Source organism: Burkholderia cepacia (genome assembly GCF_029962485.1).
Lineage (GTDB): Bacteria > Pseudomonadota > Gammaproteobacteria > Burkholderiales > Burkholderiaceae > Burkholderia.
Genome location: NZ_CP073638.1, coordinates 2962250 through 2982982 on the forward strand (window position 1 = coordinate 2962250; position 20733 = coordinate 2982982).

General features: G+C 66.6%; 17 protein-coding genes. 13 read left to right on the forward strand and 4 right to left on the reverse strand.

Annotated elements, in window-relative coordinates:
• Positions 1 to 3 precede the first annotated feature (3 nt).
• The 9 genes from KEC55_RS29720 to KEC55_RS29760 all read left to right on the forward strand — a co-directional run bounded on the left by KEC55_RS29720 (position 4) and on the right by KEC55_RS29760 (position 11175).
• Positions 4 to 1929, forward strand: coding sequence for a (Fe-S)-binding protein (locus KEC55_RS29720; protein ID WP_282508637.1), 1926 nt, complete (start codon positions 4 to 6; stop codon positions 1927 to 1929).
• Between the two features lie 4 nt (positions 1930 to 1933).
• Complete coding sequence (locus KEC55_RS29725) at positions 1934 to 3103, forward strand: electron transfer flavoprotein subunit alpha/FixB family protein (RefSeq protein WP_176048374.1); 1170 nt, start codon at positions 1934 to 1936, stop codon at positions 3101 to 3103.
• Positions 3100 to 3885 (forward strand): electron transfer flavoprotein subunit beta/FixA family protein, encoded by a 786-nt coding sequence (locus tag KEC55_RS29730; RefSeq protein ID WP_282508638.1) that lies wholly within the window; start codon positions 3100 to 3102, stop codon positions 3883 to 3885. Before KEC55_RS29725 ends, KEC55_RS29730 begins: the two co-directional genes overlap by 4 nt.
• 52 nt (positions 3886 to 3937) lie before the next feature.
• Positions 3938 to 5179 carry an aromatic ring-hydroxylating oxygenase subunit alpha gene (locus KEC55_RS29735; protein ID WP_282508639.1) on the forward strand — a complete coding sequence of 414 codons (1242 nt, stop codon included), beginning with the start codon at positions 3938 to 3940 and terminating at the stop codon, positions 5177 to 5179.
• A gap of 29 nt (positions 5180 to 5208) precedes the next feature.
• Positions 5209 to 6357 carry a hybrid-cluster NAD(P)-dependent oxidoreductase gene (locus KEC55_RS29740; protein ID WP_282508640.1) on the forward strand — a complete coding sequence of 383 codons (1149 nt, stop codon included), beginning with the start codon at positions 5209 to 5211 and terminating at the stop codon, positions 6355 to 6357.
• Positions 6358 to 6491: 134 nt separating this feature from the next.
• The gene (locus KEC55_RS29745; RefSeq protein WP_282508641.1) at positions 6492 to 7355 is read left to right on the forward strand and encodes a glycine betaine ABC transporter substrate-binding protein; all 864 of its coding nucleotides are present in this window, start codon (positions 6492 to 6494) and stop codon (positions 7353 to 7355) included.
• Between the two features lie 178 nt (positions 7356 to 7533).
• Positions 7534 to 9189, forward strand: a complete 1656-nt coding sequence (locus tag KEC55_RS29750) for an APC family permease (protein WP_282508642.1) — start codon at positions 7534 to 7536, stop codon at positions 9187 to 9189.
• A gap of 214 nt (positions 9190 to 9403) precedes the next feature.
• Complete coding sequence (locus tag KEC55_RS29755; protein ID WP_282508643.1) at positions 9404 to 10015, forward strand: TetR/AcrR family transcriptional regulator; 612 nt, start codon at positions 9404 to 9406, stop codon at positions 10013 to 10015.
• Between the two features lie 167 nt (positions 10016 to 10182).
• The gene (locus KEC55_RS29760) at positions 10183 to 11175 is read left to right on the forward strand and encodes a DMT family transporter (protein WP_282508644.1); all 993 of its coding nucleotides are present in this window, start codon (positions 10183 to 10185) and stop codon (positions 11173 to 11175) included.
• 21 nt (positions 11176 to 11196) lie between these two features.
• On the opposite strand, the gene purU is transcribed toward KEC55_RS29760, so the two are convergent.
• Complete coding sequence (gene purU, locus KEC55_RS29765) at positions 11197 to 12081, reverse strand: formyltetrahydrofolate deformylase (RefSeq protein ID WP_282508645.1); 885 nt, start codon at positions 12079 to 12081, stop codon at positions 11197 to 11199.
• 260 nt (positions 12082 to 12341) lie between these two features.
• Complete coding sequence (locus KEC55_RS29770; protein WP_282508646.1) at positions 12342 to 13247, reverse strand: choline sulfate utilization transcriptional regulator; 906 nt, start codon at positions 13245 to 13247, stop codon at positions 12342 to 12344.
• Positions 13248 to 13486: 239 nt separating this feature from the next.
• Here KEC55_RS29770 and betC point away from each other — a divergent pair, with 239 nt between their 5' ends.
• From betC to KEC55_RS29790, 4 genes are all read left to right on the forward strand, one after another.
• Positions 13487 to 15022, forward strand: coding sequence for a choline-sulfatase (gene betC / locus KEC55_RS29775; protein WP_282508647.1), 1536 nt, complete (start codon positions 13487 to 13489; stop codon positions 15020 to 15022).
• Between the two features lie 44 nt (positions 15023 to 15066).
• Positions 15067 to 16032, forward strand: a complete 966-nt coding sequence (choX, locus tag KEC55_RS29780; RefSeq protein WP_282508648.1) for a choline ABC transporter substrate-binding protein — start codon at positions 15067 to 15069, stop codon at positions 16030 to 16032.
• A 258-nt stretch (positions 16033 to 16290) separates the two neighbouring features.
• Positions 16291 to 17430 carry a porin gene (locus tag KEC55_RS29785; protein WP_282508649.1) on the forward strand — a complete coding sequence of 380 codons (1140 nt, stop codon included), beginning with the start codon at positions 16291 to 16293 and terminating at the stop codon, positions 17428 to 17430.
• A gap of 242 nt (positions 17431 to 17672) precedes the next feature.
• Positions 17673 to 18923 carry an MFS transporter gene (locus tag KEC55_RS29790; RefSeq protein WP_282508650.1) on the forward strand — a complete coding sequence of 417 codons (1251 nt, stop codon included), beginning with the start codon at positions 17673 to 17675 and terminating at the stop codon, positions 18921 to 18923.
• A gap of 6 nt (positions 18924 to 18929) precedes the next feature.
• On the opposite strand, the gene KEC55_RS29795 is transcribed toward KEC55_RS29790, so the two are convergent.
• Positions 18930 to 19292 (reverse strand): YbjQ family protein, encoded by a 363-nt coding sequence (locus KEC55_RS29795; protein WP_282508651.1) that lies wholly within the window; start codon positions 19290 to 19292, stop codon positions 18930 to 18932.
• A 175-nt stretch (positions 19293 to 19467) separates the two neighbouring features.
• Complete coding sequence (locus KEC55_RS29800; RefSeq protein ID WP_282508652.1) at positions 19468 to 20721, reverse strand: M20/M25/M40 family metallo-hydrolase; 1254 nt, start codon at positions 20719 to 20721, stop codon at positions 19468 to 19470.
• Positions 20722 to 20733: the final 12 nt, after the last annotated feature.

Here is a 20733-nt window from a genome sequence, read left to right on the forward strand (position 1 = left end):
ACGATGAACCCGTCCTTCCTCATTACCGCCCTGTTGTGGCTGTCGGTGGCGGGGCTCGCGTTCGCGGTCGCGAAGCGCTCGTCCTACTGGCGGCTCGGCCGCGCCACGGCGCCCGGCTCGTTCGGCGTCGCGAACCTGTTCGCGATCCCGAAGCGCTATTTCGTCGACCTGCACCACGTGGTCGCCCGCGATCCGTACATCGCGAAGACGCACGTGGCGACGGCCGGCGGCGCGATCGGCGCGCTTGCGCTGGTGTTCATCAACTATGGCCTCGCGATCTACTCGCCGTGGCTCGACAAGCTGATCTTCCTCGCGGCGCTCGCGATGCTGGTCGGCGCGGTGTTCGTGTGGCGCCGGCGCGCGGCGAAGGACGTGCCCGCACGGTTGTCGAAAGGCCCGTGGAATACGCTGCCCTGGCTGCTCGGCTCGTTCGCGCTCGGCCTCGTGCTGTTCATGCTGGTGCCGACCGGCGCGATGTCGGGTGCGTTCGCGGTGCTCTGCGCAGTGCTGATCGGCGTCGGCGCGTTCACGATGACGGTCGGCGCCGCGAAGGGCGGCCCGATGAAGCATGCGATCGCCGGCCTGCTGCACCTTGCATTCCACCCGCGCCAGGAACGGTTTGCCGCCACGCGTGAATCGTTCACGGGCAACGGCACGGCCACGCCGCCGACCGCACTGAAGCTGCCGGACATCGAGCATCAGGAATACGGTGTCGAGAAGCCGGTCGAATTCCGCTGGAACCAGCTGCTGAGTTTCGACGCCTGCGTGCAGTGCGGCAAGTGCGAAGCCGCGTGCCCCGCGTTTGCGTCGGGCCAGCCGCTGAACCCGAAGAAGCTGATCCAGGATCTTGTCGTCGGCATGGCCGGCGGCACCGATGCGGCTTACGCGGGCAGCCCGTCGCCGGGCCTCGCGGTCGGCCAGCATCGCGGTGAGCCGAACGGCCCGATCGTGTCGGGCCTGATCGAGGAGCAGACACTGTGGTCGTGCACGACCTGCCGCGCTTGCGTGCAAGAATGCCCGATGCTGATTGAACACGTCGACGCGATCGTCGACATGCGCCGCAACCGCACGCTCGTGCACGGCACGGTGCCGGGCAAGGGCCAGGAAGTGCTCGCGAACCTGCGCGAGACGGGCACGATGGGTGGCTACGACACCGCCGCGCGCTACGACTGGTCGGTCGACCTGAGCGCGCCCGTCGCACAGCCGGGCAAGCCGGTCGACGTGCTGTTCGTCGCGGGTGAGGGTGCATTCGACATGCGCTACCAGCGCACGCTGCGCGCGTTCGTGAAGGTGCTGAACAAGGCGGGTGTCGACTACGCGGTGCTCGGCTCGACCGAGACCGATACGGGCGACGTCGCACGTCGGCTCGGCGACGAAGCGACGTTCCAGCAGATGGCGAAGCGCCTGATCGGCACGCTCGGCACGCTGTCGTACAAGCAGATCGTGACGGCCGACCCGCACGTGATGCACAGCCTGCGCAACGAATACCGCGCGCTCGGGCTGCGCGTGACGGTCAAGCACCACACGTCCTATCTCGCCGAACTCGCCGACAGCGGCAAGATCGCACCGAAGGCCATCGAGGCGCTGCAGGAAAAGCGCACGACGTACCACGATCCGTGCTACCTCGGCCGCTACAACGGCGAGACGGAAGCGCCGCGCAAGCTGCTGAAGACGATCGGCATCCAGGTCGTCGAGATGGAGCGCAACGGCATGCGTGGCCGCTGCTGCGGCGGTGGCGGCGGTGCGCCGCTGACCGACATCCCCGGCAAGCAGCGCATTCCCGACATCCGCATCGCCGACGCACGCACGATCGGCGCGGACGTGGTCGCGGTTGCCTGCCCGAACTGCACGGCCATGCTCGAAGGCGTCGTGGGCCCGCGCCCCGACGTGCTCGACGTCGCCGAACTCGTCGCCGCCTCGCTGGAGTGAATCGATGAACACGATCAAACGAATCGATCCGCGCCGGCCGTTCATCATCACGGCCGCCGGCCTGAAGCGCATCACGCTCGGCGAGGAAGGCAGCGCCGATGCGAACGCCGCGTACGGGGCCGCTCACGGCCATGGCGCAGCGGCCGCGAAGCCGCGCCGCGCGCTGCAGGATCCGAAGCACGTGATGCTGGTGGTCGCGCACGGCGAACGCGGCGCGCTCGACGACCATTCGCGGCAGGCGATCGCCGCTGCCGCCGTGCTCGCCGACGCGCAAACCGAAGTCGCGCTGCTCGCGTTCGGCGAGTTGAAGGATGACGTAGCCGAACTCGGCGTCGACAAGCTGCTCGAGTTGACCGGCTTCGATCGCCGCACGTTCGATCCCGAAAGCGAACTGCAAGCATTGCAGGCCTGTGTGGCCGCGCTCGCACCGAAACACGTGTTCGTACCCGACAACGCAACGGGTGACGGCGATCTTGGCCGGCGTTACGCGGCAGCCGCCGGCGCGAGCGTCGCGACCCACGTCGTCGAGATCGACGCGAAGCACGTCGGTGCGTATGCGCAGGCCGGGCGCGCGTTTGCCACGCGCGCGCTGCCCGACGTGATCCTGCTCGCGCAGAACGCGGTCGACGCGAAGCTGCCGTTTGTCGGCGCGGGCGAACGCCTGGCCGCGGATTTCATCCGCCCGGCCCATGACGCCACGCAGCCGTACCGCGATCTCGGCCTCGACGAAATCGATGCGGCGCAGGTCGCGCTCGAGGAAGCCGATTTCATCGTGTCGGCCGGCAACGGCGTGTCCGACATCGGCGCGTTCGAGCAGCTGGCCGGTGCATTCGGCGCCGCGATCGGCGCGAGCCGCGTCGCGGTCGACAACGGCCACTTCACGCGCGACAAGCAGGTCGGAGCGACCGGCAAGACGGTCGAGGCAAGCGTGTACATCGCGTTCGGCATCTCGGGCGCGGTGCAGCACTTGCAGGGGATCAAGGACTGCCGCCACGTGATCGCGGTGAACCTCGACGGCAGCGCGCCGATCGCGAAGCGCGCGAACCTGACGGTGGTGGGCGACGCGCAGGCGACGATCGCCGCGTTGATCGAACAGGTGCAGGCCGCGCGTGCCGCGCGCGGCGAATCGCCGGCCGCGGTCGGCACCCGTGAACCGGAAGGAGTTGCCGCATGAACGCCCCCCGTCCCTTGCAACGCATCGCGGTGCTCGTGTCCATTGGCCGGCACCCGGTCAGCGGCGTCGCGCGCTACAGCCGCAACGATGCGGCCGCACTTGAAACCGGCCGCCAGCTCGCCGAGCAGCATCGCGCGAAGCTAGACGTGATCCATGCAGGCGACCCCGCGAACGGGGCGCTTGCCGAATACCTCGCGCTCGGCGCGCGGGAGGTCGAGGTGCTGGCCTGTCGCGACGGCGACGATGCCGTGCACGCGCTCGCCGCGCGCATCGAAGACTACGACCTCGTGCTGACCGGCACGCGCGCCGAGGGTGCGTACGACACCGGCATGCTGCCGTACCGCATCGCCGCGACGCTCGGTTATCCGCTGGTCGGCTCGGCCGTCGACGTGACGGTCGAAGGCGGTCGCGCGGCCGTCCGGCAATTTTTGCCGAAAGGGTTGCGGCGGCGCGTCGATGCCGCGCTGCCGGCCGTGATTGCCGTCCATCCGCTCGCCAATGCCGAGCCGCGCTACGCGTACGCGCGGCTGCGCGCGGGCGCGATCCGGCCGGCGCTCGCGGCGCCCGGCGCGAACGCCGACGCGGCCGCGTGGACGGTCGGTCCGGTCGAGCGTAAACCCGTAAAACTGGTCGCCGCCGAGAAGCGCTCCGGGCATGCCCGGATGCTGTCCGCGACGACGACGGAAAGCCGCGGCGGCAACGTCGTAAATGAAGGGAGTTCGGTCGAAAAAGCACAAGTGATCCTCGCGTATTTGCGCGAGCATCAGCTCATCGACTACTGATTTTGATGCCTGTCGGCAAGAACCCAGGGATGCAAGGAATCCGGAGCAAACGATGAAAGTATCGGCAGACATTCGTGCATTGATCGAGCGGCGCAAGGAAGGGCACAGCCTCGACGCACCGTTCTACACGAGCGAGGACATCTTCGCGCTCGACATGGAGGCGATTTTCCGCCAGCACTGGATCCAGGTGGCAATCGAGCCGGATATTCCGGAACCGGGCGACTACGTGACCGTGGAACTGGGGAGCGATTCGATCCTGATCGTGCGCGACGACGACATGGCGATCCGCGCGTTCCACAACGTGTGCCGTCACCGCGGCGCGCGCCTGTGCAACGAGGACAAGGGCTCGGTCGGCAACATCGTGTGTCCGTACCACAGCTGGACCTACAACCTGACCGGCCAGCTGATGTTCGCCGAGCACATGGGCGAGAAGTTCGACCGCTGCAAGCACAGCCTGAAGTCGGTGCACGTCGAGAACCTCGCGGGCCTGATCTTCATCTGCCTCGCCGACGAGCCGCCGGTCGACTTCGCGCAGATGCGCGCCGAGATGGAGCCGTACCTGCTGCCGCACGACCTGCCGAGCACGAAGATCGCCGCGCAGATCGACATCATCGAGGAAGGCAACTGGAAGCTCACGATGGAGAACAACCGCGAGTGCTATCACTGCGTCGCGAACCATCCGGAGCTGACGATCTCGTTGTACGAATACGGCTTCGGCTACCAGCGTTCCGACGCGAACGCCGAAGGCATGGACGCATTTGCAGAAACGTGCGTGCGCCGCGGCAAGGAGTGGGCCGAGATGGGCCTGCCGTCCGCGGAAATCGAAAAGCTGCTCGACGTGACGGGTTTCCGCACGCAGCGCCTGCCGCTCGATCGCAGCGGCGAATCGCAGACGCTCGATGCGAAGGTCGCGTCGAAGAAATTGCTCGGCGGCTTCGAAAAGGCCGACCTCGGCGGTCTGTCGTTCTGGACTCAGCCGAACTCGTGGCACCACTTCATGAGCGATCACATCGTGACGTTCTCGGTGATCCCGCTGTCGGCCGGCAAGACGCTCGTGCGCACGAAGTGGCTCGTGCACAAGGATGCGAAGGAAGGCATCGATTACGACGTGAAGAACCTCACGGCCGTGTGGAACGCGACCAACGACCAGGATCGCGCGCTCGTCGAGTTCTCGCAGCGCGGCGCGACCAGCAGTGCGTATGAGCCGGGCCCGTATTCGCCGTTCACGGAAGGTCTCGTTGAAAAATTCTCGGCCTGGTACATCGGCCGGCTCGCCGAAAAAACCGGCGAATAGTACTTAGCAGTGTACAAGCGGAGTCAGACATGATGCGAGATGCGGCCAACTTCGAGCCGACGGACAGCCGGGTTACACGCCCGGCGTTCTGGAACGCCCTTCCCGAGCGCTGGACGAGCGACGTCGAGGAAACGCTGGTGTGCTGCCAGGTGCGGCAGGAAACGCACGACGTGAAGAGTTTCTTCTTCCGTTCGCCGCAGGGCCGCTCGTTCTCGTTCGAGCCCGGGCAGTTCCTCACGCTCGAGCTCGACATCGACGGCGAAACGATCAACCGCTGCTACACGATCTCGTCGTCGCCGGCGCGGCCGCACACGGTGTCGATCACGGTGAAGCGCGTGCCGGGCGGCAAGGTGTCGAACTGGCTGCACGACAACCTGCAGCCGGGTGCCCCGGTGCGCGTGCTCGGCCCGGCCGGCGAGTTCACGTGCGCACGTCATCCGGCGCGCAAGTACCTGTTCCTGTCGGCCGGCTCGGGCGTCACGCCGCTGATGTCGATGAGCCGCGCGCACCATGATCTCGCGGAAGATCGCGACATCCTGTTCGTGCACAGCGCGCGCACGCCGGACGACATCATCTTCGCGCGCGAGCTCGACCTGATCGCGTCGAATCATACGAACTTTCGCACGTCGTTCGTCGTCGAGCGCCTGGGCGCGCGCACGAACTGGCCGGGCGTCACGGGCTTCCTGACACTGCCGCTGCTGAAGCTGATCGCACCGGATTTCATGGAGCGCGAGATTTTCACGTGCGGCCCCGCGCCGTACATGAAGGCCGTGCGCGACCTGCTCGACGAAGCCGGCTTCGATCGCCAGCAGTATCACGAGGAGAGCTTCTCGTTCGAGACGCTCGCGCAGACCGCAAGCGACGAGCTGCTCGCCGATCTCGCGCCGCCGGCCGAAGGCGGCGACGCGGACACGAAGCAGTACACGGTCAGCTTCGCGAAGAGCAATCGCGAGATTGCGTGTGGTTCGGAGCAGCACGTACTCGATGCGGCGCGCCAGTCGGGCGTGCGGCTGCCGGCGTCGTGCACGCAGGGCATGTGCGGCACCTGCAAGGTGAAGCTCGTGTCGGGGCAAGTCGAAATGAAGCACAACGGCGGCATCCGCCAGCGCGAGATCGACCAGGGGATGGTGCTGCTGTGCTGCAGCAAGCCGCTGTCGGATCTCGTGATCGACAAGTAGTCGAAGCCCGCCATCGGCTGTCCGGGTGCGTCGCACCCGGACAAGCATCCGTCGGAAAACAACGATACCGCGGATTTGTGGTTGAAGAACCTAGAGAGACAACGCGCACGGTGCGCATATCAAGGAGATCGACCATGAAGCTGTTCGGAAAACTGATGTGGACCGGCGCACTGTCGGCGATGGTGGCACTGAGCGCATCGGCGCTCGCCGATACGAAGCCGACGCTGAAGATCGGTTACGTCGAAGGCTGGGACGACAGCGTTGCGACCTCGAACGTCGCGGCGCGCGTGATCGAGAAGAAGCTCGGTTACCAGGTCCAGCTCGTGCCGGTCGCCGCCGGGATCATGTGGCAGGGCGTCGCGCGTGGCGATCTCGATGCGACGCTGTCCGCGTGGTTGCCGGTCACGCACGGCTCGTACTGGGATGAATACAAGGCCAAGGTCGTCGACCTCGGCGCGAACTTCCCCGATGCCAAGATCGGCCTGATCGTGCCCGCATACGTGAAGGCGAAGAGCATCGACGACCTGAACGCGGAGAAGGGCAGCTTCGGTGGCCGGATCGTCGGTATCGACGCAGGTGCGGGCGTGATGCGCAAGACCGACGACGCGATCAAGAGCTACGGGCTGAGCTACACGCTGATGCCGAGTTCGGGCAGCGCGATGACGGCCGAGCTGTCGCGTTCGGTCAATGCGAACAAGCCGGTGATCGTGACGGGCTGGGCGCCGCACTGGATGTTCGCGAAGTGGAAGCTGCGCTTCCTCGAGGATCCGAAGAAGGTGTTCGGCGGCGCGGAACACGTCGACAGCGTCGTGAATCCGGGGCTCGAAACGAAGGCCAAGCCGGTTGTCGCGTTCCTGAAAAAATTCCAGTGGAAGCCGGGTGAAATCGACAGCGTGATGCTCGCGATCCAGAACGGCTCGAAGCCGGAAGCGGCCGCCGACGCGTGGATTGCGGCGCATTCGGACCGCGTGAATTCGTGGACGGAAGGCGCGCAGTAAGTACCAGACGATACGTCATACGAACCATTAAAGAGACACGCCGGGAGTGGTACGCAGGAATCCGAAATAATCGTGATGCAATGCGGCCACTTCCAGGAATTGTTTTTCTGATTCTGCAAAAAAGCGCGTAAGTTGTTACACTAGCGCCCTTGTGCGGAGTCATCACAGGAGGAATTGGATGAGTCAGGCAGGACTGCGTGCGAACAGCACCAGTGATGTTGAGGCAACCATCTCACATGATTCGACGGGCCACACGCTGCATCGTGGCCTGACTTGGAAAGACGCTTTTTGGGTAACGAGCGGCGTGCCGGCTGGCGTGCTGTTCACGATCGGTGGCGTATGCGCGACGATCGGCCAGCCCGCGTGGGCGATCTGGATCGCCGCGATCACGATGGGGCTGATTCAAAGCGCGACTTATGCGGAAATATCGGGACTATTTCCCCATAAATCGGGCGGCGCGTCCGTGTATGGCGCGATCGGCTGGGTCCGTTACAGCAAGCTGATTGCCCCGGTTTCCGTGTGGTGCAACTGGCTCGCGTGGTCGCCGATGCTTGCGCTCGGCTGCGGCCTCGCGGCGAGCTATGCGCTCACGAGTCTCTTTCCCGCCAACGCGGCGGTGCTGCAATGGCAGCTCAAGATCGCGGATCTCGGGTTCATCAAGCCGGGTCTGTCCCTGCGGATCAATGCGACGTTCATCATCGCGACGATCCTGCTTCTCATCACGTTCAGGCTTCAACACAGTGGCGCATCGAAGGCGGCGCGTACACAGCGCATCCTCGGTATTGCGTCGCTCACGCCGCTGCTGATCGTCGGCATCGTGCCGTTCGTCACCGGCGACGTGCCGATGTCGAACCTGCTCCCGCTGCTGCCGCTCGGCCACGACGCGCACGGCAATCTCACGACCGCGACTTTCGGCTCGTGGAACGGGCAGGGCGTCACGATGGCGCTTGGCGCGATGTTCATGGCCGGCTGGGCGTCGTACGGCTTCGAAACGGCCGTCTGCTACACGCGTGAATTCCGCGATCCGCGCCGCGATACCGCGAAGGCGATCTTCTGGTCGGGCGCGCTGTGCCTCGTCGTGATGACGCTCGTACCGATGGCTTTCCAGGGCGCGCTCGGCACGCAGGCGATGCTCGATCCGTCGATCGGCGACGGCACCGGTGTGGCGGCCGCGATGGCGAAGATCGTCGGCGGCGGCGCGTGGGTCGCGAATGCGGTCGTCGTGATGCTGATGCTGTCGATCCTGTTGATCGTGATGACGTCGATGATGGGCTCGTCGCGCACGCTCTATCAGGCATCGGTCGACGGCTGGCTGCCCAAGTACCTGTCGCACGTGAACGAGCACGGCTCGCCCACACGTGCGATGTGGACCGATCTCGGCTTCAACCTCGTGTTGCTGATGATGTCGGACTACATGACGGTGCTGTCGATCTCGAACGTCTGCTACATGCTGTTCGTATTCCTGAATCTTCAGTCGGGCTGGATCCACCGGATGGATCGCGGCAACTGGGATCGGCCGTTCCGCTGCCCGACCTGGCTGCTCGTCGCAGGCTCGATCTGCGGCTACGCGAACCTCGTCTATGTCGGCGCGGGCGCGAACCTGCAGGGCGACGGCACGCTGCGCAACGGGCTGATCGCGATGCTGCTGATCGTGCCGGTGTTCCTGTTCCGCCACTACTGGCAGGACCGCGGCCGTTTCCCCGCGCAGATGCAGCGCGACATGGAGCTCGAAGTGCCGAAGCGCGCGATGTGGCTGAACCTGATGCCGTATGCCGCACTGATCGGCGCGGGGCTCACGATCTGGTTGTCGTATTACTTCGCGTGGGTGAAGTGACGCATCAGGCCGAGTAACGGTGCGCGCCGCCCGGAAACCGCACACGGGCGTCGCGATCGGGTTCGCGGCAAGCAACGAAGCAACGAAGCCCGACCGGCTTGCTACCGGTCGGGCTTTTGTCGTTCAGGGCCGGCGCCATTGCAGGCGCAGGTCGCGCAAGGAAGTGATCGAGGGCGCTTGATTTTGGGAATGATCGGTTCTAATATCCGGACTCATGAGCCCGACTTCTCCCGGCTCCCGTGACAGGGGGCGTCCACGCGAATTCGACACCGACGAGGTGGTCGATGCCGCCGCACGCGTGTTCTGGGAGCAGGGGTATCACGCGACGTCGATCGACACGCTGTGCGAGGCGACCGGTGTGTTTCGCGGCAGCCTGTACCGGACGTTCGGCGACAAGCACGGGTTGCTGGTCGCCGCATTCGACCGTTACGCGGAAGGCGCGATCGCCCGGCTCAAGGAGCGTCTCGCGGCGGATCTCCCGCCGCGGCAGGCGCTCAGGGAGGCGCTGCTGTACTACACGGAAATCGGCGTACGGCTGTCGGAGCGCCGCGGTTGCTTCATCACGAATTCGGCTGTCGAACTGCTGCCCGGTGACGACGCGTTGCGGCCGTATATCGAATCGACGCTGCTGCGCATCGGTACGCAATTCAGCCTCGCCATCGCGCGCGGCCAGCAGTCGGGCGATTTCGACCGGAATCTCGATCCGGAAGAGGTCGGCCGATTCCTGCTGTGCCTGGTCCAGGGCATGCGCGTGCTGGGCAAGTCGAGCGCGTCGGAGGCGGAGTTGGCCTCGATCGTCGACGTCGCGATGCGGGCGCTGACCTGATTTTTTTTGATTATTTTGAGAATGAGCGGTTTCAAATTGTGCGTATTTGGCGCACGACCGTCGAGACCGTGAAGGGCAGGCAGATTCGGCAAGGAAGTTGAAGCGATCCCGCCGCTACGCGCAGCCGTACCGGCGTCGTTGTTCAATTAATTTGGGAACGATCGGTCATGAATGGTGCAAATTTCGCGGCACCCGCCGCCAGCGCGTACGGGAAAGGCATCGCGGCATGTGTCTGCGCGACGATCCTGATGGGCGTGATGTTTCCGGTGATGACCGACGCGTTGCGGTACATCGATCCGTTCACGTTCACGTCGCTGCGCTATCTGATCGCCGGCACTGCGTTCGTCGTGTTGTTGCGGATCGTCGAAGGGCCGAGCGCATTCCGCCCGGCCGGCGAATCCGTGGCGCTTGCATGGCTGCTCGGCTCGATCGGTTTTTGCGGGTTCGGATCGTTCGTGTTCCTGGGCCAGCAACTGGCCGGCGACGAAGGGGCGCTGAGCGCATCGATCATGATGGCGACGCAGCCGATGATGGGGCTGCTGCTCAACGCACTGGTGCGGCGCGTCGCGCCCGCGCCGGTGTCGGTGCTGTTTGTCGTGTTGTCCTTTGCCGGCGTGGCGCTCGTCATCACGCGCGGCGACGTGATCGCCGCGCTGCACGAACCGCAGCACTACGCGGCCAATGCGCTGATCGTCGTCGGCGCGTTGTGCTGGGTTGTCTACACGTTTGGCGCGGCGCGCTTCACCGGCTGGTCGGCATTGAAATACACGACCTTCACGACGTGCCTCGGCCTGACCACGATCGTCGCAGTCAATCTGGTGCTGATCGTGACGCACGCAATCGCGGCGCCGTCGTGGTCCGCCGTACGCGCGGTGCTGCCGCATCTCGCGTACATGGGGCCGGTGGCCGGCTTCGGCGCGATCCTGCTGTGGATGACGGGCAACCGGATTCTGGGGCCGATGAACGGCGTGCTGTTCATGGACGTCCTGCCGATCACCGCGTTCATCGTGTCCGCGGCGACAGGCGTGGTGCCCAATCGCGCGCAGATCGCGGGCGCCGCGCTGACCGGCGTGGCGCTGATTCTCAACAACCTGTACCTGCGGCGCCGGGCGCGGCGCGTCGCCACGGCGCCCGTGCGCGTGCCGTCGGCTTCCGCATGACGGACGGCCGTGGCCGCCCGGTTACGAAAACACCACCGTCCGGTCACCGTTCAAAAACACGCGCCGCTCGATGAACGCTTTCACCGCGCGCGCGAGCGTGATGGATTCGACATCACGTCCGACCGCGAGCAGTTGCTCGGGGCGCAGCGCATGATCGACGCGCTCGACGACCTGCTCGATGATGGGGCCTTCGTCGAGATCGTCGGTGACGAAGTGCGCGGTCGCGCCGATCAGCTTCACGCCGCGCGTGTGCGCCTGGTGGTACGGCTTCGCGCCCTTGAAGCCGGGCAGGAACGAATGATGGATGTTGATCGCGCGGTTCGCGAGCTTCGCGCTCGTTTCCTGCGACAGCACCTGCATGTAGCGCGCGAGGATCACGAGCTCGGCGCCGCTCGATTCGAAGAAGTCGAGCCACTGCGCTTCCTGCTGCGCCTTGGTGTCGGCCGTGATCGGGAAATGCCGGAACGGCAGCCCGTGCTGCGCGGCGAGCGGCTCGAAATCGGGGTGGTTCGACACGATGCCGACGATGTCCATCTTCAGCTCGCCCATCCGCCAGCGGAACAGCAGGTCCGCGAGGCAGTGCTCGAGCTTCGACACCATGATCAGCACCTTCGGCCGCGCGTTCACGTCGTGGATCGCCCATTGCGTGTCGCCTTCGCCGCCGCCGAGCGCAGCCGCGATCGGCGTGAATTCCTGGCGCAGCGCGTCGATCTGCAGCGTTTCATCCGTCGGATGAAACACGCAGCGCACGAAGAAGTGGTTGCTGAGATCGTCGTCGAACACGTTCAGCGCATCGACATAACAGCGATGGCGCTCGAGAAAGCCGACGACGGCGGCGACCTGGCCGGCCGCGCTCGGGCACGACAGCGTCAGGACGAATTGATCGGGGCGTGAGTCGGCGGTCATGAGATTCCTCGGATGTCGTTGAACGCAACCCGCGCGGTGGCGCGACGGGGCGCCACGCTACGCGGGTAGCGGGAGGCTCAAGTAAATCAGGACGATATGGGCGCGGATAGAACCAACCCGCCGTGTGGCTGGTATCGGCGCGCCAGCGCGGCCGGGCGGCGACGGGGCTTCAAACGGACGCTGGGGGAGGCGTCAGGCGGGGCGGGCGTGGCCGGTCCGGCGGGCGTCAGGCGGGTACCAGCCGGCCGGGCGGCGGCCGTTCAGGCCGGCGCGCACGCGTCGAGCAGCCAGCGCCGGAACACATGCGTTGCGTCCGGCTCGGGCCGCTGCGGCGGGCGCACCAGGAAGTAGCCGCGCGACGTGACGACGGGCGCATCGACGAGTTTCACGAGCTGGCCGGACGCGACGAGCTCGTCGACCAGCGGCGACCAGCCGAGCGCGACGCCTTCGCCGAGCAGTGCCGCATGGATCACGAGCGCGTAGCTGTTGAAGGTCACGCCGCGCGCGGCCGCCGGTGGTTCGAGGCCGTGCGCGTCGAACCAGCCGGACCACGACAGCCAGCGTTCGGGGCGCGTCGGCTGCACGTGCAGCAGCGGCAGCGCGAGCAGGTGGTCGGCGCGTGCGACATGCGGGTGCGCATCGCGGAATGCGGGCGAGCACACGGGCGTGACGGATTCCGGAAAGAGCCGCGCGGCCGTGCACGACGGCCAGTGACCGTCGCCGAACAGGATCGCGATGTCGCCGTGGTCACGCTGCGCGTCGTAATCCTGTGACGTGACCACCCGCACGTCGACGTCCGGCATCACGCGCTTCAACCCGGCCAGCCGCGGCATCAGCCAGTAGGTCGCGAAACCGAAATCGGTGACGATCGTGAGCGCGCCGTGTTCGCGGCGCGCGCGCAGCGTCGCGGTCGCGCCGCGCAGCGTGTCGAGGCTCAGCCGCACCGCTTCGTACAGGCACTGGCCGTCGGCCGTCAGCGTGACGCCGCGCGGGCTGCGGTCGAACAACGGCACGCCCAGTTCGGCTTCGAGCTGGTACACCTGCTGGCTCACGGCCGGCTGCGTCGAGCCGAGCTCGCGCGCGGCGGCCGTGAAGCTCGCGAGCCGGGCGGCCGATTCGAACGCGCGCAGCGCCTGCATCGACGGTAACGGTTCGGATTTCGACATAAGTCTCTCTAATGGCCCCATAAGGGCCGGACGCCTACCCGCGCGAATTCGGGCGGGCGATAGTGCATCGGACGGTACGGCACACGCGCTTCACGGCCGCCACGCAACGCATTCCGCGATTCTAGCCAGCGCGGCGCGCACGCGCGGCACTTTCTGCGGGCCGCTTCCGTCATGCCGGACGTCTCGCTGCCCGAGCGGCGCGCCGTTCCATTCGAACACCGCTTTCCCCACGCACGCCGATGACGAACCCGACACCCAACATCCTGATCCTGATGGCCGACCAGCTCACGCCGTTCGCGCTGCCGGCCTACGGCAACCGCGTCGCGCGCACGCCGACGCTCGACCGGCTCGCCGAGCAAGGCGTGGTGTTCGACGCCGCGTACTGCGCGAGCCCGCTGTGCGCGCCGTCTCGTTTCTCGCTGCTGACCGGCAAGCTGCCGTCGGGGATCGGCGCCTACGATAACGCCGCCGAATTGCCGGCGCAAACGCTGACGTTCGCGCACTACCTGCGCGCGGGCGGCTACCGGACGATGCTGTCCGGCAAGATGCATTTCTGCGGGCCCGACCAGTTGCACGGCTTCGAGGAACGGCTCACGACCGACATCTATCCGGCCGATTTCGGCTGGGTGCCCGACTGGGATCGGCCGACCGAGCGGCCGAGCTGGTATCACAACATGAGTTCGGTGCTGGAGGCCGGCCCGTGCGTACGCACGAACCAGCTCGATTTCGACGACGAAGTCACGTTCGCCGCGAAGCAGAAGCTGTACGACGTCGCGCGTGAGCGCGCGGCCGGGCACGATGCGCGGCCGTTCTGCATGGTCGTGTCGCTGACCCATCCGCACGACCCGTATGCGATCACGCGCGAATACTGGGATCTCTACCGCGACGACGAAATCGACATGCCGGCCGTGCGGCTCGACGCGACTGACAGCGACCCGCATTCGCAGCGGCTGCGCTTCGTCTGCGAGAACGACCGCACGCCGCCGGCCGACGCGCAGATCCGCGCCGCGCGCCGCGCGTACTACGGCGCGACGTCCTACGTCGACGCGCAGTTCGGCAGCGTGCTGGCCGCGCTCGAACAGTGCGGGTTCGCCGACGACACGATCGTGATCGTCACGTCCGACCACGGCGACATGCTCGGCGAGCGCGGGCTCTGGTACAAGATGACGTTCTTCGAAGGCGGCTGCCGCGTGCCGCTGATCGTCCATGCGCCGGGCCGCTTTGGCGCCGCGCGCGTGCGCGGGCCCGTGTCGCACCTCGACCTGCTGCCGACGCTCGTCGACCTGGCCGGTGCCGCGCCGGCCGGCGGCTGGCCGGACCCAGTTGACGGCGCGAGCCTCGTGCCGCACCTGCACGGCACGCCCGCACACGATGTCGCGATCGGCGAATACCTCGCGGAAGGCGCGGTCGCGCCGGTCGTGATGATCCGTCGCGGCGACTGGAAATACGTGCATTGCCCGCTCGATCCCGACCAGCTCTACAACCTGTCGGACGATCCGCGCGAGCTGGCGAACCTGGCCGGCGTGCCGGAAGCCGCCGACGTGCTTGCCGCGTTCCGCGCGGAAGCCGCGCGGCGCTGGGATCTGCCCGAGCTCGACCGGCAGGTGCGTGCGAGCCAGCGGCGCCGGCGCTTTCATTACACGGCGACGACACAGGGCCGAATCCAGGCGTGGGACTGGCAGCCATTCACCGACGCGAGCCAGCGTTACATGCGCAATCACATCGAACTCGACACGCTCGAGGCGATGGCGCGTTTTCCGCGCGTCGGGCGCTGAGCGCCCGCATCGCGAACCCAAACGAACGACGGAGGAAGCGGACGATGAAACGGCAATGCAATGCAGCAATCCGGATCGGCGCGGCGCTCGCCGCGGCCGCGTGCCTGGCGACGGCGCAGGGCGCGCGGGCGGCCGACCCGCAGACGTGCAGCGACGTGAAGATGGCGGCGCCCGGCTGGACCGACATCGACGCGACGAACGCGATGGCGGGCGTCGTGCTGAAGGCGCTCGGCTACCGGCAGGACGTGGCGAACCTGTCGGTGCCGATCACGTACCAGGGCTTGAAGAAAGGGCAGGTCGACGTGTTCCTCGGCAACTGGATGCCCGCGCAGGCGCCGCTCGTGAAGCCGTTCGTCGACGACAAATCGATCGACGTGCTGCACGCGAACCTGAGCGGCGCGAAGTTCACGCTCGCGGTGCCCGACTACGTGGCTGCCGCCGGCGTGCATACGTTCGCCGACCTCGCGCGCTACGCCGAGCGCTTCGGCGGCAAGATCTACGGGATCGAGCCCGGTGCGCCCGCGAACCAGAACATCAAGCGGATGCTCACCGACCACGCGCTCGGCGCGGCGAACTGGTCGCTGGTCGAATCGAGCGAGACGGGCATGCTCACGCAGGTCGAGCGCGCGGTGCGCGACAAGCGCTGGATCGTGTTTCTGGCCTGGGAGCCGCATCTGATGAACACGAAGTTCCATCTGACCTACCTGTCGGGCGGCGATGCGTACTTCGGCCCGAACTACGGCGGCGCGACGGTCAACACCGTCACGCGCTCCGGGTTCGCGGGCCAGTGCGCGAACCTTGCGCGGCTGTTCCGGCAGATGACGTTCTCCGTCGACGTCGAAAACCGGATGATCGCCGACATGCTCGACAACAAGACGTCGCCCGCGCTCGCGGCGCAGCATGCGCTGAAGACCGACCCGGCGCTGGTCGCCGGCTGGCTGGACGGCGTGACGACTGTGGCCGGTGCACCGGGCCTGCCGGCCGTGCGCGCGGCCCTCGACGGTCGCTGATTCCCTCCCTTCTGGCGGCCGGTTTTACCGCGCCGCCTGTCTACGTGTTTTCCCGACCGGTCGCATCGTGACCATTTAGTGTCGCCTTCAGACGGGTGATGCGAAATATGGGTTTGTATTTTTCGCCAATGGCTGCGTTATTGCGAAAAACGAAATGCCGAAGCCAGCGGGCGTATTGAATTCGAATCCACCGGCGCATCGCGGCACGCGCCGGGACGAGATTCTATCCATCGAACGGTTCAGGGAGGGTGGTCGACAATGAAGCACACGAAAGTTGCCGTAGCCGCCGCGCTTGCATGCGCGGCCTGCATTCCCGCCATCGGGCACGCGCAGAGCAGCGTGACGCTGTACGGGATTCTCGACGCGGGCATCACGTACGTGAACAACACGGGCGGCTCGCACGTCGTCAAGTTCGACGACGGCGTCGCGTACGGAAACCGCTTCGGCCTCAAGGGCACCGAAGACCTGGGCGGCGGCCTGAAGGCCGTGTTCACCCTCGAGAGCGGCTTCCGCCTCGGCACCGGGCAACTCGGCTTCGGCGGTTCCGAGTTCGGCCGCCAGGCGTACGTCGGCCTGCAGAACGACTGGGGCACGCTGTCGTTCGGCAATCAGCTCGACATCACGAACGAACTCGTGTCGATCTACAACATCTCGGCGTGGGGCAGCGGCTATGCGATCCACCAGGGCGACTTCGACCGCTTCAACGGCGACCGCCTGCCGAACTCGGTGAAGTTCCTGTCGAACGACCTCAGCGGCTTCAAGTTCGGCGCGATGTACTCGTTCGGCAACGTCGCGGGCAACTTCCACCGCAACAGCGCATGGAGCGCGGGCGCGAGCTACACGAAGGGCGACTTCTCGATCGGCGCCGCGTACACGCGCCTGAACAACCCGAACGGCATCTACGGGTTCGACCCGTACGCGATGATCGGCACGCACACGTTCCTCGGCCAGCAGACGGTGACCGTCGATCCGGCGACCGGCGCACGCACCGACCTGTTCGCGAACACGGCGATGGACGTCGACAGCCAGGGCACGTTCGGCATCGGCTCGAGCTACACGATCGGCAAGCTGACGCTCGACGCCAACTTCTCGTACACGACGATCAAGGGTTTCGGCCAGTCGTCGCACATGCAGGTGTATGAAGGCGGCGGTCTGTACCAGTTCACGCCGGCGTTGAGCCTGATCGCGGGCTACCAGCACACGCGCTTCGAGGGCCATCACTGGAACCAGGGCACGGCGGGCCTGCATTACATGCTGTCCAAGCGCACCGACGTGTATATCTCCGGCGACTACCTGCGCGCGTCGCAGGGTGTCGATGCGGTGATCGGCTACAGCTTCACGCCGTCGACGACGCAGACGCAGGCCGACGTGCGGATCGGGATGCGGCATTCGTTCTGAGCGGGGTGGTGTGGGGCGGCGACGTCCTCAGCGAGGTCTCTCTTTGGCGCGAACCGAGGTTCGCGCTTTTTTTTTGCCGTGCGTCGGGCGGGTACGGTCCGCGGCAGGCATACGGTCCGTTTTTCGAGGTTGGCATATCATCGCGGTTTGGCCGCGCCAGCACCGTCGTCGCGCGCACGCACCGGCGTGCGTCGTCGTTGTCCGAACGGCTGCCGTGCGCAGCGCCGACCGCCCAGACTCCGATGACCGACCCCGTGCCCGACTCCAGTCCTTTATCCCCGTTACCCGCGAACCTGTTCCGCCATGCGCCGTTCCAGCGTTTCTGGGGCACGCGCGTGATGTCTTCCCTGGCTTTCCAGATCCTGTCGGTTGCAATCGGGTGGTACGTCTACGCGCTCACGCACAGCGCGTTCGCGCTCGGTCTCGTCGGCCTTGCGCAGTTCGTGCCGATGTTCGCGCTGACGCTCGTCGTCGGGCAGGTGGCCGACCGCTACGACCGCCGGCGCATCGCGACGATCTGTCAGGGCGTCGAGGCGCTGGCCGCCGGCGTGTTCCTGCTCGGTGCGGTGCAAGGGTGGCTGGCCGCGCCGGCCGTGTATGCGCTCGCGGCGATCGTCGGCACGGCCCGCGCGTTCGAGTCGCCGTCGGTGTCGTCGCTGCTGCCAGCCGTCGTGCCGCGCACCGACCTGCCGCGCGCGACCGCGTTGTCGACGTCCGCGAACCAGGCCGCGCAGATTCTCGGGCCCGCGTTCGGCGGGCTGCTGTATGGCGTCGGCGCGCCCGTTGCGTTCGGCACGAGCGTCGTGGCATTCGCGATCGCGGCGGTGTTGAGCGGCACGATTCCGCTGCGCAGCGCACCGCCCACGCGCGAACCGGTCACGCTCCGGTCGGTGTTTTCAGGCATCGCGTTCATCCGGCGCGAACCGGCGATTCTCGGCGCGCTGTCGCTCGACCTGTTCGCGGTGCTGTTCGGCGGCGCGACCGCGCTGCTGCCGATCTACGCGCGCGACATCCTTCAGGTCGGGCCGTGGGGGCTCGGTGCGTTGCGCGCGGCGCCGGCCGTCGGCGCGCTTGCCGGTACGCTGTGGCTCACGCGTTTCCCGTTGAAAGGACGGCCGGGCCGCGCGATGTTCGGCGGCGTGATCGCGTTCGGCATCGCGACGATCGTGTTCGGGTTGTCGCGCCACTTCGCGCTGTCGCTCGTTGCGCTGGCCGCGCTTGGCGCATCGGATGTGGTCAGCGTCGTCGTGCGCCTGTCGCTCGTGCAGCTGCGCACGCCCGACGAGATGCTCGGGCGCGTGAGCGCGGTCAATTCGCTGTTCATCGGCACGTCGAACCAGCTCGGCGAATTCGAATCGGGCGTGACGGCCGCATGGTGGGGCGCGCCCACGGCGATCGTCGTCGGCGGCGCGGCGACGATCGCGGTTGCGCTTACATGGATGCGGCTGTTTCCTCAGCTCACGAACATGAAGTCGCTCGAGCGCGACGCGTGACTCGTGTCACGCGTTCTGCGTCACGCGCACGGCCGTGCCGTAGCAGATGACTTCCGTGACACCCGAACCGATTTCGGTCGAGTCGTAGCGCATCGCGACGATCGCGTTCGCGCCGAGCTTGCGCGCATCGGTCAGCATCTTGTCGAAGGCCTGCTGGCGCGCTTTCTCGCATAGCGACGTATAGAGCGTGATGTTGCCGCCGAAGATCGTCTGCAGCGACGCGCCGAACGAGCCGACGATCGAGCGCGAGCGTACGACGATGCCCTGCGCGACGCCGAGCGAGCGAACGGTCGTATGGCCGGGCAGGTCGAACGCGGTCGTGACACGCGCGGGCGACAGATCGTCGATGGAATGGGAGAAGTCGGTCATGGCGGGAAGCGCGTAGCGAAGTGGTCGAACGGGGATTCTATCCGGACGAGCCCGCGTTCCCGGTTCGACGACGGGAAAACGCCGCGACTGCGGAGAACGCCTCGTGACGAAAGCGTGTGCAAACCGCGAGCACACGCTTCCGCCCTTTCCGGCCGAACGGTTCGGCCGCGCGCCGTCAGCGCTTCACGGTCGCACTGCCATTCCCGCCGAGATCGACTGCATAGGCCAGCGCCAGCTTGCCGAACTTCAGCGCGTGGTTTGCCTGCCGGTCCGAGTTCTCCAGCGTGTCGTTCACCGTATGGATGTACGGGCTGTCGTTCTGGTCGGCCTCGAACGGGAACGATGCCGGATAGCCCTGCGCATTCCATGACGCGTGATCCGAGCACGCATACCCGCACTGTGACGTGCCGATCGCGAGTTCAGGAAGGTAAGTCTTCGCCAGATTCGTCAAGTACGTGTTCTGCGCCGCGTTCGTGTAGTCGGTGATCAGGTAGATATCCTTCGGATCGCCCTTGTAGTTCGTCATGTCGAGTTGCAGCACGCCGACCACGTTCGCGTTCTGCGTGCGGAACTGCTTCGCGATCGCCTTCGAGCCGAGCAGGCCGGCTTCCTCGGCCGCATATCCGACGAACTTGATCGTCCGTTTCGGCCGGTAGTCGTTCGCAAGCAGCACGCGCAGCGCTTCGGTGAGACTCGCGATGCCCGACGCGTCGTCGTCCGCGCCGGGCGAGCGCGTGTTCTCCGTCGTGCGGCCGACCGTCGAATCGAGGTGACCGCCGAGCACGATCGTGCCGGCAGCCGGATCGCTGCCGCGGATCGTCAGGATCACGGATTTCTGCGGAAAGCCGGTGTGCGCGAACTGCTCGACGGTGATGTCGGCGCGCGAGCCGGCCAGTTGCTTCCACTGCAGCGCGAGCCAGTCCGACGCAGCGACGCCGTGCGACGTCGTGTAGTAGCGGTTCGTGAAGCCGGACAGCGACGTGATCGTGCCGACGATATTGCTGGCCTGCAGCTGCTGGATCCAGGTACCGATCTGCGGCGCGTTCGATACCTTGTACGCAGGCGCCGCGGCCTGTTTCGCGAGTGTCGCCGGCAACGGTTGCAGCGCCTGCCGCGCTTCGTCGAACGAGTCGTGCACGACGTAGCCGGGCCCGTGGCCGCGCGTATGGTGGACGGCGTGGGCCAGCTCGCCGAGCCGTGAATCGTCGATCTCGACGACGTGGACGGTTTCGCGTCGCGTGGCGCCGTCGGCCGTCTTGCCGGCGTCGACGGTCGTGCTGTATTGCGCGGTGGCGCTTGCATCGATGCGCTGAAGCTGGCGGAACGCGGTGTCGCCGAGCGTGATCCAGACGGGTGCCGCGTGCGCGGCGGCGGTCAGCAGCATGGCGCCGAGCGCGGCGCTCAGGCGGGTGAGTTTCAGAGTAGGCATGTTCGATCTCGT

Coding starts and splice junctions, on each gene's coding strand:
- KEC55_RS29760 (WP_282508644.1), top strand. CDS start 10,183: ATGAATGGTGCAAATTTCGCGGCACCCGCCGCCAGCGCGTACGGGAAA.
- KEC55_RS29735 (WP_282508639.1), top strand. CDS start 3,938: ATGAAAGTATCGGCAGACATTCGTGCATTGATCGAGCGGCGCAAGGAA.
- KEC55_RS29745 (WP_282508641.1), top strand. CDS start 6,492: ATGAAGCTGTTCGGAAAACTGATGTGGACCGGCGCACTGTCGGCGATG.
- KEC55_RS29770 (WP_282508646.1), bottom strand. CDS start 13,247: ATGTCGAAATCCGAACCGTTACCGTCGATGCAGGCGCTGCGCGCGTTC.
- betC (WP_282508647.1), top strand. CDS start 13,487: ATGACGAACCCGACACCCAACATCCTGATCCTGATGGCCGACCAGCTC.
- KEC55_RS29730 (WP_282508638.1), top strand. CDS start 3,100: ATGAACGCCCCCCGTCCCTTGCAACGCATCGCGGTGCTCGTGTCCATT.
- KEC55_RS29750 (WP_282508642.1), top strand. CDS start 7,534: ATGAGTCAGGCAGGACTGCGTGCGAACAGCACCAGTGATGTTGAGGCA.
- KEC55_RS29800 (WP_282508652.1), bottom strand. CDS start 20,721: ATGCCTACTCTGAAACTCACCCGCCTGAGCGCCGCGCTCGGCGCCATG.
- KEC55_RS29755 (WP_282508643.1), top strand. CDS start 9,404: ATGAGCCCGACTTCTCCCGGCTCCCGTGACAGGGGGCGTCCACGCGAA.
- KEC55_RS29790 (WP_282508650.1), top strand. CDS start 17,673: ATGACCGACCCCGTGCCCGACTCCAGTCCTTTATCCCCGTTACCCGCG.
- KEC55_RS29720 (WP_282508637.1), top strand. CDS start 4: ATGAACCCGTCCTTCCTCATTACCGCCCTGTTGTGGCTGTCGGTGGCG.
- purU (WP_282508645.1), bottom strand. CDS start 12,081: ATGACCGCCGACTCACGCCCCGATCAATTCGTCCTGACGCTGTCGTGC.
- KEC55_RS29725 (WP_176048374.1), top strand. CDS start 1,934: ATGAACACGATCAAACGAATCGATCCGCGCCGGCCGTTCATCATCACG.
- choX (WP_282508648.1), top strand. CDS start 15,067: ATGAAACGGCAATGCAATGCAGCAATCCGGATCGGCGCGGCGCTCGCC.
- KEC55_RS29795 (WP_282508651.1), bottom strand. CDS start 19,292: ATGACCGACTTCTCCCATTCCATCGACGATCTGTCGCCCGCGCGTGTC.
- KEC55_RS29740 (WP_282508640.1), top strand. CDS start 5,209: ATGATGCGAGATGCGGCCAACTTCGAGCCGACGGACAGCCGGGTTACA.
- KEC55_RS29785 (WP_282508649.1), top strand. CDS start 16,291: ATGAAGCACACGAAAGTTGCCGTAGCCGCCGCGCTTGCATGCGCGGCC.